10 protein-coding genes are annotated in these 15402 nt (G+C 41.8%); all 10 read left to right on the forward strand.

Going from position 1 to position 15402, the window contains the following annotated elements:
* The first annotated feature begins 121 nt into the window (after positions 1–121).
* The 10 genes from BUC20_RS16820 (at position 122) to BUC20_RS16865 (ending at position 15398) form a co-directional block, all read left to right on the forward strand.
* Complete coding sequence (locus tag BUC20_RS16820; RefSeq protein ID WP_073232245.1) at positions 122–1135, forward strand: LacI family DNA-binding transcriptional regulator; 1014 nt, start codon at positions 122–124, stop codon at positions 1133–1135.
* 588 nt (positions 1136–1723) lie between these two features.
* On the forward strand, positions 1724–4840 hold the full coding sequence (locus BUC20_RS16825; RefSeq protein WP_073232246.1) for a SusC/RagA family TonB-linked outer membrane protein: 3117 nt from the start codon (positions 1724–1726) through the stop codon (positions 4838–4840).
* Positions 4841–4860: 20 nt separating this feature from the next.
* Positions 4861–6276: a RagB/SusD family nutrient uptake outer membrane protein gene (locus BUC20_RS16830; RefSeq protein WP_073232247.1), complete on the forward strand. Its 1416-nt coding sequence runs from the start codon at positions 4861–4863 to the stop codon at positions 6274–6276.
* 12 nt (positions 6277–6288) lie between these two features.
* Positions 6289–6804, forward strand: coding sequence for a DUF5004 domain-containing protein (locus tag BUC20_RS16835; protein ID WP_073232248.1), 516 nt, complete (start codon positions 6289–6291; stop codon positions 6802–6804).
* Between the two features lie 11 nt (positions 6805–6815).
* Complete coding sequence (locus BUC20_RS16840) at positions 6816–7598, forward strand: hypothetical protein (RefSeq protein ID WP_073232249.1); 783 nt, start codon at positions 6816–6818, stop codon at positions 7596–7598.
* A 9-nt stretch (positions 7599–7607) separates the two neighbouring features.
* Positions 7608–8747 (forward strand): SusE domain-containing protein, encoded by a 1140-nt coding sequence (locus BUC20_RS16845; protein WP_073232250.1) that lies wholly within the window; start codon positions 7608–7610, stop codon positions 8745–8747.
* A 24-nt stretch (positions 8748–8771) separates the two neighbouring features.
* Positions 8772–10619 (forward strand): glycoside hydrolase family 13 protein, encoded by a 1848-nt coding sequence (locus BUC20_RS16850; protein WP_073232251.1) that lies wholly within the window; start codon positions 8772–8774, stop codon positions 10617–10619.
* A complete protein-coding gene (pgmB, locus tag BUC20_RS16855) occupies positions 10620–11303 on the forward strand; it encodes a beta-phosphoglucomutase (RefSeq protein WP_073232252.1) in 684 nt (227 codons plus the stop codon).
* Between the two features lie 46 nt (positions 11304–11349).
* Entirely contained in the window at positions 11350–13665 is a 2316-nt protein-coding gene (locus tag BUC20_RS16860; RefSeq protein WP_073232253.1) for a glycoside hydrolase family 65 protein, read from the forward strand.
* The gene (locus BUC20_RS16865; RefSeq protein ID WP_073232254.1) at positions 13662–15398 is read left to right on the forward strand and encodes an alpha-amylase family glycosyl hydrolase; all 1737 of its coding nucleotides are present in this window, start codon (positions 13662–13664) and stop codon (positions 15396–15398) included. Before BUC20_RS16860 ends, BUC20_RS16865 begins: the two co-directional genes overlap by 4 nt.
* Positions 15399–15402 lie beyond the last annotated feature (4 nt).

A 15402-nucleotide genomic window follows, 5' to 3' on the forward strand; every position in this document is an offset into this window, starting at 1 on the left:
ATTAAACAGGTACCTACTGCTTTCTTATATTATTATTTAGTTACGAAAATACCAGCGGTTTAGATTTTCATCTATATTTACCGGAATTAATGGTTCCATATCAATCATTATTGAAAAATAGATGGAGAGCGTAAATATCAAGCAATTAGCTAAGGCACTGAATTTATCCACTTCAACGGTATCCAGGGCTTTTAGAGACAATAGTGACATCAGTAAGGAGACCAAAGAAAAGATACTGGCAAAGGCTAAGGAATTAAATTATCAACCGAATCACTATGCCAGTAACCTCAGGGAACAGAAAAGTAAAACCATCGCGGTAATTGTTCCGGAACTGGCAAATAACTTTTTCTCACAGGCCATTCACGGAATTGAAAGGGTGGCAAGGGATAAGGGATATCATATTCTGATCTATGCTACGGAGGATGATTATGAGAAAGAGGTTTCTTTTATAAGACACCTTCATAACGGACGGGCAGATGGGATCATTATGTCCGTATCAGGAGAAGCAAATGACCATACTTATTTGAATGAACTGAGCCAGAAACGGCTTCCCCTGGTCTTCTTTGACCGTGTTTATGAAGATATCGTTACACCCAGGGTAATCACAAACGATTACGACAGTAGCTTTGCTGCTACCCAGCACCTGATCAAACAAGGCTGTAAACAGATTGCATACCTGGTAATTAATAAAAATCTGTCAATTGGAAAGTTCAGAATGCAGGGCTATATCGATGCCCTGGCAAAATACAATATTCCTTTTGACGACCGTTTAGTGGTAGATTGTACGAATAGCTATAAAAAGAATGAAACGATCCTGAAGCGTATGTTGCTGGATGTGAGGCCTGATGGAGTATTTACTTCCGTAGAGAGACTTGCATTTGCGACCTACTACGCCTGCTATGACCTTAAGATATCCATCCCTGAGGACCTTTTAGTTATTGGTTTTTCCAGTCTGGAGATTGCTCCTTTATTAAATCCTTCTCTGACTACCATTACGCAACCTGCAACAGAGATAGGAATACAGGCGGCAAACCTGTTGTTTAAGATGTTGGAACGGCCTGAAGAGATCAATCCAAGTGAGAAAATTATACTGAATTCCAAACTGATCAAAAGAAGATCTACAGAACGGAATTAAGCTTAGCTTTTTATCCTTCTTTTTATGATTTTCAATCTGCGGAAAATAGAGGAATATATACAGAATTCTGCTGCGGTTTTTCTCCATTTTCAAGCTTCAAAAATCCCCTGTATTTTCGGATTTAAAACTTTATTTTTTTTTAAAATTCAAGCCGTAAAAAGCAGCATATTTTTAGCGTTTAAATCAGCGTTTTTTTGAAAAAAATAATCTGGATTTTCCGATTTCACGCAGAATTCAAGATGAAATTTAAAAGCGATGGAAAGAAATGTGTGGATAATCTCGGGAACGTTCCCGGTATCGTTCCCAGTAAACTGAGGAAAATATGGTAAGTGTAAAAAATACACTAATAAATTAAAAAATGATTTATAATTAGTTGATACACAGTATGTAAAAGTTTGTTTTCTCGATTTTGTGAAAAATGAACCTGCAAATTTATAAGCACGTTTTGGAGATTTTTAAGTATAAAATATGGTGTGAAAAAAAAATATAATATAAAATTTTGATTTCTGAGGTGGGCGTGTAAATTTACCATAAGTGTTACATACACTTAACATTAACCAAATATTTACATTAAAAAAGAGCCCAAATATGAAAGTATTTTACCTGATGAAGCATAGTCTTTTGGTGTGGTTAGCCCTGATCACATTGACGGCAAATGCGCAAACCAGTTCCTTAACCGGAAAGGTACTTGATGAGACCGGACAACCTTTGCCAGGAGCATCTGTTCAGATCAAAAATCTCCAGAAGAGTACCACTACTACAGGAGATGGTGCGTATACACTCGGCGGACTGAGTAATGGGACTGTAACAGTGACTGTTAGCTATATCGGCTATCAATCTCACAGTCAGGAGGTCAGCATCAAAGGAAACACCAATGTTAATTTCAATTTAAAACCCAGTGCAGAAAGCCTTAATGAGGTAATTGTTGTAGGTTATGGTAAGCAAACCAGAAGAGAGATCACGGGTTCAATTGCAAAAGTTACCGGTGATCAGATTGCTTCTACTCCTGCACCTTCATTTGAATCAGCTCTGGCCGGTAGGGCTGCGGGTGTACAGGTGACTACAGGATCGGGAATCGCAGGATCTTCTGCACAAATCAGAATCCGCGGAATCGGATCAATTTCTGGTGGTGGTGAGCCATTATATGTAATTGACGGAATTCCAATGACCTCAGATATTTTTTCAGGTGCAGGAGCAAATGGGGATGGCAGAGTCCGTTCAGGTTTTAATCAAAACCCATTGGCTACCTTAAATCCAAATGATATCGAATCTGTTGATATCCTGAAAGATGCCGGTGCTGCGGGTATCTACGGATCCAGGGGAGCAAACGGGGTCATCCTGATCACGACTAAACGTGGTAAATCAGGCGCTCCAAAGTTTAGTTTCTCTTCAAAGGTTGGATTGTCAGGTGCGTCTAACAGACCACATTATACCAATAGTGAGCAATGGCTACAACTTCGCCAGGAAGCATGGGAAAATGATGGCAATACCGGTCTGGCTCCTTTGCCAACTCCGATTACCTGGGAAGAGGCACGAAAAACAGATACAGACTGGTGGGACTTAACCACAAGAGAGGCCGTTTCTCAGGATTATAGCCTTTCTGTAAGTGGTGGTGGGAAGAAATATAAAACATTTTTAAGCGGAGCATGGAGCGATAACCCTTCTTATATTGTAGGAAATACCTATAAAAGGTTAAGTACCAGAGGTAATCTTGATTATACTTTCAGTGATAAACTAAGTGTGAATTTATCTTCCAGCTGGGCACAAGGTGATAACAAACGTATCTTGGCAGGCTGGGCAGGAGGAATTGGAGATGCCATGTCTTCGGCCTTGCCTATTTACCCGGTTTATAAAGATCCGGCCACCAATGAAGGAAATCCTTATTTCTTCAACGGAGCGAATCCGGTAAGGTCTCAGGAAAATACCGATTGGAGAACACTCGATACCCGTTGGATTTCCAATGTTTACCTGAATTATACACCCATCAAGGATTTGACGATTCGTATTGGAGGTTCATTAGATTATAACGATACACAGGAAGACCGTTTTCAAAGTAAATACCTGATTGATGGGGCAAAACCTGTAAATGGACAATCACTTCGTTTTCCGGTATGGGTAACCAATTACAACACCAACGCAACGGCTACTTACAACTTCAAGTTTACCGATAAACATAAGTTTACTGCATTGGCAGGTGTTGAATATCAAAGGTCAGTAACGAAACAATATGCAAGAATTGAATTGTTTGGCGAAAATGCAACAGGGGTATTCCATAAAAACCCGGAACTGCTGGATCTTGCCGGTAAATTTTATGTGAATGATAATGGTGGCTTAATAGCGCCGGATGGACGTTGGGCATTTGGTTCTGTGTTTGCCAGGTTAAACTATACCTATAATGACAAATTTGTCATTCAGGCATTGGCACGTACGGACGGTTCTTCCCGTTTCGGTCCGAACAATAAGTATGGCTTTTTCCCTGCCATCTCGGGGGCATGGATTGCCAGTCAGGAAGATTTTGTGAAATCTTTAAACTGGATTTCTCTGTTGAAACTTCGTGCTGGTTACGGAATTACCGGAAATGCGAATATCCCTTCTGATAATTGGCGCTCTTATTATAAAGTTGATGGGGGTACCTATGCAGGCGAACCTGTAATTTATCCTTCGCAACTTGCCAATCCTGACCTGAAATGGGAGGACATCCGTAGTATTGATCTTGCACTGGAATATGGATTCTTAGACAACAGGATTACAGGTGAGATCTCTTATTATAATAAGAAAACCACAGATGCCTTGCTGAGTGTTTTTTTACCTGACCATGTTGGGTATGATAGCCAGTACAGAAATCTCGGTAAGATCAGAAACCAGGGTTTTGAACTGGGCATCAACTCAAAAAATATTGTGACCAAGGATTTCAGCTGGACCACAAATTTCAACATTGCGACCAATAACAACAAAATTCTTGATGTTGGAGGTTTGCCTTCAGAGGCCATTCAGGGTGGTACAAACGACACCCGTGTAATTGTAGGTTTCCCTATAGGAACAAACTATCTGGTACGTTATGTGGGAGTTGACCCTGCCGATGGAAATCCGATCTGGTTGGATAGAGATGGCAATCAAACCAAGACCTATAGTCCTGATAACCGTGTTGCAGCTGGTAAAGTAACTCCTGATTTTTCCGGAGGCTTAACCAACACTTTTAACTATAAAGGCTTTGAGTTTTCTACTTTATTCACCTTTGTGAAAGGGCAGGATTTATGGGATAACTCAGCGAAGTTCCAGTTCCAGGGTGCTTCTACTCAAAACTGGGTAGTGAGAGAAGATTTCTTTGACCGCTGGCGTAAACCGGGAGATATTGCTAAATATCCACGTTCCTATTATAATACAGCCAATGGATACCCGGGAGTGACCTCTCAATCCCTGTTCAATTCCAATATGTTCCTGTATGATGGATCTTACATCAAACTTAAACAGGCAACAATTGCTTATACCCTTCCTGCGGAAGCGATGAGAAAGTTAAAACTGAGTAACGTGAAATTTTATGTAACAGGGGTAAATCTGTTGACCTTCACCAAATATCCAGGTGGAGATCCGGAGGTTGCCCGTGATTATGAGAATGCGACAGATCGTAACCTGAGTGCCAATGTCACTTACCTTACTCCGCCGCAGCAAAAATCATTCATATTAGGCGTAAACCTTAATTTTTAAATTTTTAAGAACAACCAGAGATGAAAACATTAAACCGATATATATTCAGCTTTCTGACTGCCACAACGGTGTTGGGTTTTCAGGGCTGTGACAAAGCACTGGAATTAGATGCATTGGGAGGAATTGAGAAAGAAGCGGTCTTTGCTTCAGAAGAAAACGTAAAATCCTTATTAAACTCTGTGTATACCGTTATTGGTTCACAAAAGTGGAACAGTGGAAGGAACCAACAGTTTAATGATTTGTTGGGGGACGAATTTTTTGGTGCTCAGCTTGGCTCTACCAAAGGTGAGGTCTATAACCGCAATACCAGCGTTTTCAACGATGATACCAAGGCCTTTCATAAAGAACCTTATTTTGCCATTCAGCGTTCCAATCAGGTATTGGATAACATTGGAATTGTTTCTGCAGCTTTTAAGGACAATGCCGAAGGACAAGCCAAATTTGCGAGGGCACTAGGGCATTTTGATCTCGTGAAATTATTTGCACAACCGTATAACACGAATTCTGATAATAGTCATCCGGGTATTGTCTTACAACTAACGGTAAGTACAGAAAGTGCAGTCGCCAGATCTACTGTGAAACAAGTCTATGATCAGGTGATTCTGGATCTTAAAGATGCAGAAGCCAAACTACCTTCTCAGAATGGAAATTATCCTACAAAATGGGCAGCCAAAGCTTTATTAGCACGCGTTTATTTTCAGATGAATAAATTCACTGAAGCTTACAACTATGCAAATGATGTACTGGTTAATGGTTTGAGTGTCAGGAACCAGAATTATGCACAGATTGGCTTTACAGAGCTGGATTATGCCGATCGCTTTTCTGTAGCCGGTTCAAAAGAATCGATTTTTGAAATTGTGAATGAGAAGGGATTATCGGGTCGGTCCGACAGTTACCGAGCTCTTTACAAATCAGAAGGTAACAATCCGGAGATGAAACTGATGAACAGTTTTTATACGGCAAATACTTCTGATGTAACGGATAAGCGTGGCATTGCCTGGTATGTTAAAGGAATATCCGCGGATTTTAAGTTACTCAAGAAATTTGATGTACAAAACTTTACAACTACCCTGATCCATTTTACAGAAATGAAACTGATCAGGGCAGAATCTGCAGCAGAAACCGGACAAAATCTAACCGTAGGTCTCGCCGATCTGAATGACATTAAATCCCGTGCTTATGGTACTTCAGCAGTACTTTTACCCGCAAATGCCAGTGCTGCGCTATTGAGAGATCAGGTACGTGTTCAACGTGAGAAGGAAATGATTGGTGAAGGTGACCGCGCGCAGCAGATCAAGAGAATCGGTGCAAAAGGAGAAGCTTCTTTCAGTCGTGGGGTAGTATGGAATTGTAACGGGATGATACTTCAGTTCCCTGGTTCTGAGTTTAATCTGAATCCTTTATTCGTTAAAAACCCTGAGGGTGGATGTAATTAAAAATATACAGATATGAAAAAATTAAAATATATCATTTTCCTGCTGGTGGTTTTATCTGCTGCGGCATGTAAAAAAGATCAGTTAAAAGACATCGGTGAGCCGCGTAAGGTAGTCAATGCGATGAAGGGAAACTGGACCCTGAATTCGGTAATCCAGGTAGATGAATACGCCAAAGACAAACTGTTCCCCTTCACTGCAGTTGACCTCACCGGACTTTATCCTTATCGTGAAACTAAACTAACCCTCAATACCACTGAAGACAATAAGCCGGCAACGTTTAACATCTCTTTCGGCAATTCTCCAAAGTTTCTTAAGACAACTCAGGGTAACTGGACTGTAGATAATTACGATACTCCTCAAACTATGACACTGACCAATGGCACGACGACTGATCAGATCAGTCTTGGTAAATATGGATTGTTGGACCAGGGCGAGTTATTGCTGAGTGTTAAAAAATATCAGGTAGGCAGCGATGGTAAGAAAACGCTCGTGTTATCTAATAATTACTATTTCAAAAAAGCCAATTAAACAGTCATAAAATGAAAAGAATTTACAAATTATCGCTGATTGCCTTTTTCTGTTTGATTGGCATTACTGCGGAGGCGCAGAAAGCACAAATAAAATATACCGTAACGCCCGGGGTATTTACTCCGGAAGATGAAGTGGTGGTGGAGATTGATCTTGCAGGATCATCATTGGCTGGAAAAGAGCCTTATATCTGGGCTTTCGGAGCTGGAGATGCCATTACAAATACGCTATGGACCAGTTCTCCCGACATTGCGAAGTTCACTAAAGTGACCGGCGATAAATGGAAATTTGTCTTTATAGGCACTACTCTTTATAATAAAGGAGCATCGGAACTGATCGATAAACCTTTTAGCTTTTTGGTAAAAACAAAAGATGGTGGTATCCAATCTGAGGATTTCAGTCCGACAAAGTTCTCTCCAATTATGTTTGTACCTACACTATTGAGACATTTTCCTTTACGTACAAGTCAGTACGATGCACTGAGTTTATACCTGGATCAGCGTTATGCTTCTACAGCCAATAATCAACGCTTTTCTGCAACTGGGGTCAATATCAAACTATTGGATGCTGCCGGTAATCTTGTCGGACAGGAAAAGAAAAACCTTCCTCTTGTTAAGCAAAAAGACGGTTCTTCCGGTTATACCTTCTTACCTGAAATTTTGTTTACTATTCCAGACGGTCAGGTGGTAAATAAGGTGGTGTACAGCTTTACAGGGACTGTAAAAGATGTAAATGGGGTAACGGTTTCTTATACCACCGAAGAAGCGGAAGTTGTATTTCTGGACCTTAAATAACACGCAATCATGAAGAAAATACTAAGCCTGGTCATCATTGCTGTAATTGCAATTGCCGGTTGTAAACAAAACGAATTCGACAATACGATAAAAGGGGAGGCCCTCGGGAGCTTTATCCTGAAAAGTCCTGAAATGAATGCGATGCTGGCACTTAATTCTGCCACACCGGATCAACAGGTACTGATAGAATGGTCGGCGGCATTACCTGGTGTAAATACCCCGGCAACTTATACCTGGATCGCAGCACTTAAAACCGGATCGCTTGATGCTCCTTTACTGGAAATTCCTTCCGATAATAAGGGATTGGCGAACAAATTGAGCATTACGGAGAAAGCTTTGGATGAAGCCCTGAAAGCAAAAGGTATTGCTGAAGGAATAAAAACAGAGCTGATCTGGACGGTCCTTGCAAAGAATGGAAGTGTAAGCCTGCGTGCAACAGAAACATTTAACCTTTCCATCACCCGTTTTGGGGATGGAACCTCAAAGTTTGCACTCTATGCACCGGCATCTACATTTGATGTGGTGTCGATAGAACCTGTTTCTTCTGCTGAATTGCTGAAGTTCAAATGGCAAAAATCCTTTCCCACCAAGGCTGGAAGCAATGTTACTTATAAAGTGAAGTTCATTAAGAACAGTGGTGATTTTAACACACCTTTAATGGAGTTTATTGCTGCTAATAATGGAGCAGACAGCACTTTTTCTATTACTTATAAAGATCTTGATCTGGCAATGAAAACGGCGGGATTAACTGATCAGTTCCGTCTGGATAGTTTAAAGTGGAATGTGGAAGCGAGTTCAGGTGCTTTTAAGAAGTTTGCTGACTACTCCAATGACCTGGTGATCAAGCGTGGAACAAAACCGACGATGTACCTTATTGGCAGTGCCACGCCTGCAGACTGGATTAATGAGGCCAATAACGCACTAATTCCTGAAATGACTGCTGTGGGGGATGGAAAATGGACGATTACATTATCATTAAAAAAGGGAGGTTTTAAGTTTATTCCTAAAAAAGGAAGCTGGGATCCGAGTTATGGCGGAAGTCCGGGTGGAAGCGATCTTGGTGGAGATGACATCAACATACCAGAAGCCGGTACTTATACTGTTACCCTCGATGAGTTGAACAAAAAATATACTGTAGTAAAGAACTAAATATTCCTTCCTAATTTTTAAAGCATGAGACGATTGTCATTTATACTCTTCTTACTTTTTTCCAATGCTGTTTTCGCCCAATCCAGGTTAGACCGCATTGAACCCATGAACTGGTGGGTGGGGATGCATAACCCTAAACTTCAGCTCCTGATTCATGGAGATCAGATTGCGAAATATGAAGTCAGGATTAATTATCCCGGAGTAAAGCTGCTGGAAGTTCAGAAGGTGGAGAATCCAAACTACCTGTTTGCGGATCTCGAAATCTCTGCAGCAGCCAAAGCTGGTAAAATGACCATTGGATTTTTTCTCAATGGGAAGAAAGGGTTTGAATATGCTTATGAATTAAAAGAAAAAAATAAAAAAACAGACAGGATTCAGGCAGTAACAGGTAAAGACCTGATTTACCTGCTCATGCCCGATCGTTTCTCTAACGGAGACCCAAAGAATGATGTCGTAAAGGGAATGAAGGAAACAAAGTTGAACCGGGATTCCATGTATTATCGCCATGGTGGCGATTTGCAGGGCTTGATCAATAAGCTGGATTACCTGAAAGACCTCGGTATAACTGCCATTTGGATGACGCCTGAAATTGAAAATGATATGGCATCAGCTTCTTATCATGGCTATGCAGCAACAGATCATTATAAAATTGATCCCAGGTATGGCACTTTAGCATTGTATAAAACCCTTGTGGATAAAATCCATGAGAAAGGGATGAAGATAGTGAAAGACATTGTGCACAACCATATGGGAACAGGGCATTGGTTCTTCAAAGACATGCCAATGAAAAGCTGGGTCAACGAATGGCCGGCCTATACGCAGACCAGTTATCGTGATGAACCAGTCATGGATCCTCATGCTTCAAAAACAGATCAAAAGAAAATGCTGGATGGTTGGTTTGTCCCTACAATGCCGGATTTTAACCAAAGAAACCCTTTAGTGCAGAATTACATTACCCAGAACCACATCTGGTGGATCGAATATGCCGGCATCGATGGATTAAGGCTTGATACTTATCCCTACAATGATCCGGAATATATGAAAGACTGGGCCGGTAAAGTAAAGGCAGAATTTCCTTCACTATCCATCTTTGGAGAGACATTGGTGAACTCTGCTGCGGCACAGGCCTACTTTACCGGAGGAAACACCGTAAGCAGGGGCTTTGATACCGAACTGCCGGGGGTTACTGATGCGGTGATGAAAAACGCCATTTACGAAGCATTAAACGGAAAGTCAGGCTGGACAGATGGTGTCTTCAGGTTGTACACTACCGTTGCCCAGGATTTCCTTTACCAGAATGCGGACCGCAATGTGATCTTTCTGGACAACCATGACATGAGCAGATTTTATTCCATGGTAAACGAAGACCTGAATAAATACAAATCCGGTATGGCATTGTTACTTACCCTTCGCGGCATTCCTCAGGTCTATTATGGAACAGAAATTCTGATGAAGAATTACTCCAACCCTGATGGTCTGGTCCGTTCAGATTTCCCTGGCGGATGGGTCGGCGACAAATCCGATAAGTTTACTGCGGCAGGACGTACTGCACAGGAAAATGAAGCCTGGAACTACTTCCGTACCCTTGCGAATTACAGAAAAAACAGTCCCGCATTACAAAGCGGCAAAATGATGCAATACGTACCTGAAAATGGAGTATATACTTATTTCAGATACCTGCCGGAAGGTGGGAAAACGGTAATGGTTATCGTCAATGGGGATGATCAGGCCAAAAACCTGGAAACCTCAAGATTTGAGGAGCGCATATCCGGAGCGACAACTGCGATAAACATCATTACAAAAGAACAATTGAATACATTAAAAACCATTGCTGTGCCTGCAAAGACCACATTGGTACTTGAACTAAACTAAATGCAACAAATCGAAAGACATATCGCCTGCATATTTGACCTGGATGGCGTGTTGGTAGACACTGCAGTTTATCATTATAAGGCCTGGAAACAACTGGCCAATTCAATGGGTTTTGACTTTACTGAACATCAGAATGAGCAGTTGAAAGGAGTAAACCGGATGCGTTCATTAGATATGATTCTCCAATGGGGAGGAGTAGAGAAATCTGCCGAAGAAAAAGACCTACTGGCTGCCAGAAAAAATGAATGGTATGTAGCCATGATCAGTAAAATGACGGAGGCAGAACTTTTACCTGGTTCGCTGCAGCTTTTGAGGGAGCTTAAACTAAAGGAAACAAAAATTGCATTGGGCTCTGCCAGTAAGAACTCTTCCCTCATTTTGGAGCGTACCGGGCTGACCCATTTCTTTGATGCAATTGTAGACGGAAACTCTGTGACGACTTCTAAACCAGACCCCGAGGTTTTCTTAAAGGCTGCGGAATTGCTGCATGCCAGGCAGGAAGATTGCGTGGTATTTGAAGATGCCGCTGCCGGAGTACAGGCAGCAATTTCGGCCGGAATGAAAGTCGTAGGGATAGGAACAATAGAAAACCTGCCGGGGTCAGATCTGGTCATTAAAAACCTCTCGGAAATTACAGTAACAGAAATTGAAAGACTGAAAGGTCTGAATACAGATAAAAGATAACGTATTCCGGTTTAATCACCCCCGGAATATCAGAGCAGAATATAAGATGAAGAATTACATAAAAGCAGACGAGTGGAACATTATTGAGGAAGGTTTTGATCCTCATTTGAATAAAATATCGGAGAGTTTATTCAGTATTGGTAATGGGCGGATGGGGCAACGTGCCAATTTTGAAGAAAGCTATTCCGGAGAAACCTTACAGGGCAATTATGTTGCCGGTGTATACTATCCGGACAAAACACGTGTTGGATGGTGGAAAAATGGCTATCCTGAGTATTTTGCCAAAGTACTCAATGCAACCAACTGGATTGGAATCCATATTCAGATTGGAGAAGAAACGCTGGACCTGAATACTTGTAAGGTAACAGAATTTAAGCGTGTCCTAAACATGAAAGAGGGAACGCTGAGCCGTAGTTTCAGGGCTGAACTGAAGAGCGGAAAGATCATCGAAGTAGAAGCCGTTCGTTTTTGCAGTATCGCAGACGACGAAGTCGCTGCTCTGCATTACCGTCTTTCAGCCATCAATTTTGATGGAGAGGTTAAGCTGACTTCCTTCCTGGATGGAGATGTGAAAAACCAGGATTCCAATTATGACGAGAAATTCTGGGATCTCGTAACCCAGGAGCAGGATCAAAATACCGATTACCTCGTATTACGCACTAAGAAAACAGAGTTTGATGTATGTACTGTTAGCCGGACAACACTCTTAAAAAACGGAGAAAAACAGACTTTAAACGCTGTTTCTAAAGATAAATACCTTGGGCAAGAGGCTAGCCTGCTATTAAAGCAAGGTGAATCTGTTGACCTTTATAAAATTGCTGCAAACCTGTCTTCTCAGAATTACGATAAACAGCAATTGTTAGCTGAAGCGAAGCAGAGGATCGGCATGGCATCAGAAAAAGGTTTCTCACAATTGTTGAAAGAACAGGCCGAAGCATGGGCGAAAAAATGGGAAGAAGGAGATATTGTCATTGAAGGTGACATCGCCGCACAACAAGCCATCCGTTTTAATATTTTTCAGCTCAATCAAACCTATACCGGAAAAGATGCCCGTTTAAATATCGGACCTAAAGGTTTTACCGGTGAAAAGTACGGAGGTTCTACCTACTGGGATACCGAAGCCTATTGTATTCCTTTTTACCTGTCTGTTGCTCCTCAGGAGGTGGCTAAAAACCTATTGGTTTATCGCTATAAACAACTCGGTAAAGCCATAGAAAATGCAGCGAAACTTGGATTTAAAGATGGCGCGGCCCTTTATCCAATGGTGACCATGAATGGCGAAGAATGCCATAATGAATGGGAAATCACTTTTGAAGAGATCCATAGAAACGGCGCAATTGCCTTTGCCATTTTCAACTACATCAGGTATACAGGTGATGAAAGCTATCTGGCAAAATACGGACTGGAAGTGCTGATCGGTATTGCCCGTTTCTGGAAACAAAGGGTAAACTGGAGTGCCGATAAGAACAAGTTTGTCATGCTTGGTGTAACCGGACCAAATGAATATGAAAATAACATCAACAACAACTGGTATACCAATAAACTGGCAGCCTGGTGTCTGAAATATACCATTACTGCGGCAGCGAAAGTAAAAGAACAAGCTCCGGAACAATACCTGGAAATCATCCGGAAGACCGGACTTCAGGAAACAACGGAATTCCAGGACTGGACATCAGTTGCCGAACAAATGTATTATCCTTATGATCAGAAATCTGATGTTTTCCTGCAACAGGATGGATTTTTGGATAAGGAACAAGTCCTGGTAAAAGACCTTCCGGCATCAGAACGCCCCTTAAACCAGAAATGGAGCTGGGACAGGATTTTACGCTCCTGCTTTATCAAACAGGCAGATGTATTGCAGGGCATGTACTTCTTTGAAGATGAATTTGATTTAGAAACCCTGCGCCGGAATTTTAATTTCTATGAAAGCAGAACGGTTCATGAAAGCTCATTATCGCCATGCGTTCACAGCATCTTAGCAGCAAAGCTGAATGACGAAGAGAAAGCCTATGAGTTTTACCTCCGCACAGCCCGTCTGGATCTTGACGATTATAACAACGATACCGAAGATGGTTTACACATCACCTCTATGGCTGGTACCTGGATGAGTGTGGTTGAAGGTTTTGCCGGAATGCGTGTACGTAACGGACAATTAAACTTTCAGCCGTTTTTACCTGAGAACTGGAATGCTTTTTCTTTCAGCATTGGTTTTAGAGGAGTACAGTTAAAGGTTAGAATTACGGCCACTGAGATCAGTATCCTGAACAATTCTGATCAGGAATTACAGATTGTGATCTTTAATCAGGTTTATCCGGTTCCTCATGGAGAAAAGGTGATCTCCTATAAAGGAGCACTGGCATGAGTGTAAGTTTCAGAAATATTACTTTGATCATATTGATGTATATAGGATCTTCAGATATGAGTATGGCACAAAGCAAACCCATTATTTATCAAATGTTGCCCCGGTTATTCGGCAATCAGCAAGGCAACAACATTCCTTATGGTACAATCGCACAAAACGGAAGCGGAAAGTTTGAAGACATTAGTTTTAAAGCGTTGGATGGCCTGAAGGAATTGAGTGTTACCCATGTCTGGTATACCGGTGTAATTGCCCATGCCAGTCTGACGGATTACAGCGCCTTCGGGATTAAACCCGATGATGCTGATGTGGTGAAAGGACGTGCCGGATCGCCTTATGCCATCAGGGACTATTATGATGTAGATCCTGATCTGGCAGTAGATGTAAAAAACCGTATGGGGGAGTTTGAAGCCCTCATCTCCCGCACACACCAAAAAGGGCTTAAAGTGCTCATTGATTTTGTGCCGAACCATGTGGCCCGTCATTACCATTCTCTGGCGAAACCAGCAGGAGTGGAGGATTTTGGTGCCCGTGATGATGTGAATAAAAGTTTTAGCCCTGCAAATGATTACTATTATGTTCCGGGCAAACCTTTTGTTGTTCCGGCCAATGAAGAACAGCAGAATCTGCTGACCCCGCTAAAAGATCGCCAGTTTGAGGAAAACCCAGCTAAGGCAACCGGAAATAATGTGTTTTCTCAAAGCCCCTCAAACAACGATTGGTATGAAACTGTAAAACTGAACTACGGCGTAGATTACGGAGAGGGAGAAAAGAAATATTTTGACCCTATTCCGGGAGTATGGACAAAAATGCGTGACATTTTGGTCTATTGGGCCGGCAAAGGAGTAGATGGATTTCGTTGCGATATGGCCGAAATGGTGCCGGTAGATTTTTGGGTATGGGTGATTCCGGAAGTTAAAAAACAATATCCTGACCTGATTTTTATTGGGGAAGCCTATAATCCGGCAGTGTATAAAGAATATCTGTATACGGGGCAGTTTGACTACTTATATGATAAAGTAGGATTGTATGACGGCTTAAAAAAGCTGATCAGAAACGAACCCGGAGCTAGTGTCAAAGACATTAGTAAAGTCTGGCAGGTAGAAAGTGCTGGTTTTGGCGACAAAATGCTGCGCTTTCTGGAAAACCATGATGAGGAAAGAATTGCTTCCGCTGGATTTGCCGGTAATGCTGCTTATGCCATTCCGGCAATGGTGGTTTCTGCGACTTTATCTGCCGGTCCGGTGATGATTTATTTCGGCCAGGAAGTTGGGGAGCCCGGAAAAGGAACTGAAGGATTCGGTGGTGAGGACAACCGGACCACGATCTTCGACTATTGGGGTGTGCCTGAACATCAGAAATGGATGAATAAAGGTGCTTTTGATGGTGGCCTTCTCAATAAGGAACAACAACAATTGAGAGCTTTCTATAAACAATTGATGAAAATTTCAGGGACTTCAGAAGCCGTACTGAAAGGAGATCTGGTGGAAGTTCCTTTAGCTACGGAACGAGCTTATGCTTTTATCCGGCATACAGAAAATCAGCGTTTGCTGATTGTGGCTAATTTTGACCGGAGCCAGTCGGTGACTCAGGACCTGAACCTTCCCGAAAACCTGTTAAAAGGAAAAGTTATCACACAAGCTGTAGATTTATTAAACGGAACCAGGATTGACCATACTGCTCAGTCTGTCTCATTAAAGGTATTGCCGGGAACGGCACAAATCATAGAATTTTAATTAA

The sequence above is a fragment of the Pedobacter caeni genome (assembly GCF_900129215.1).
Taxonomy (GTDB): domain Bacteria; phylum Bacteroidota; class Bacteroidia; order Sphingobacteriales; family Sphingobacteriaceae; genus Pedobacter; species Pedobacter caeni.

Coding starts and splice junctions, on each gene's coding strand:
- BUC20_RS16820 (WP_073232245.1), top strand. CDS start 122: ATGGAGAGCGTAAATATCAAGCAATTAGCTAAGGCACTGAATTTATCC.
- BUC20_RS16825 (WP_073232246.1), top strand. CDS start 1,724: ATGAAAGTATTTTACCTGATGAAGCATAGTCTTTTGGTGTGGTTAGCC.
- BUC20_RS16830 (WP_073232247.1), top strand. CDS start 4,861: ATGAAAACATTAAACCGATATATATTCAGCTTTCTGACTGCCACAACG.
- BUC20_RS16835 (WP_073232248.1), top strand. CDS start 6,289: ATGAAAAAATTAAAATATATCATTTTCCTGCTGGTGGTTTTATCTGCT.
- BUC20_RS16840 (WP_073232249.1), top strand. CDS start 6,816: ATGAAAAGAATTTACAAATTATCGCTGATTGCCTTTTTCTGTTTGATT.
- BUC20_RS16845 (WP_073232250.1), top strand. CDS start 7,608: ATGAAGAAAATACTAAGCCTGGTCATCATTGCTGTAATTGCAATTGCC.
- BUC20_RS16850 (WP_073232251.1), top strand. CDS start 8,772: ATGAGACGATTGTCATTTATACTCTTCTTACTTTTTTCCAATGCTGTT.
- pgmB (WP_073232252.1), top strand. CDS start 10,620: ATGCAACAAATCGAAAGACATATCGCCTGCATATTTGACCTGGATGGC.
- BUC20_RS16860 (WP_073232253.1), top strand. CDS start 11,350: ATGAAGAATTACATAAAAGCAGACGAGTGGAACATTATTGAGGAAGGT.
- BUC20_RS16865 (WP_073232254.1), top strand. CDS start 13,662: ATGAGTGTAAGTTTCAGAAATATTACTTTGATCATATTGATGTATATA.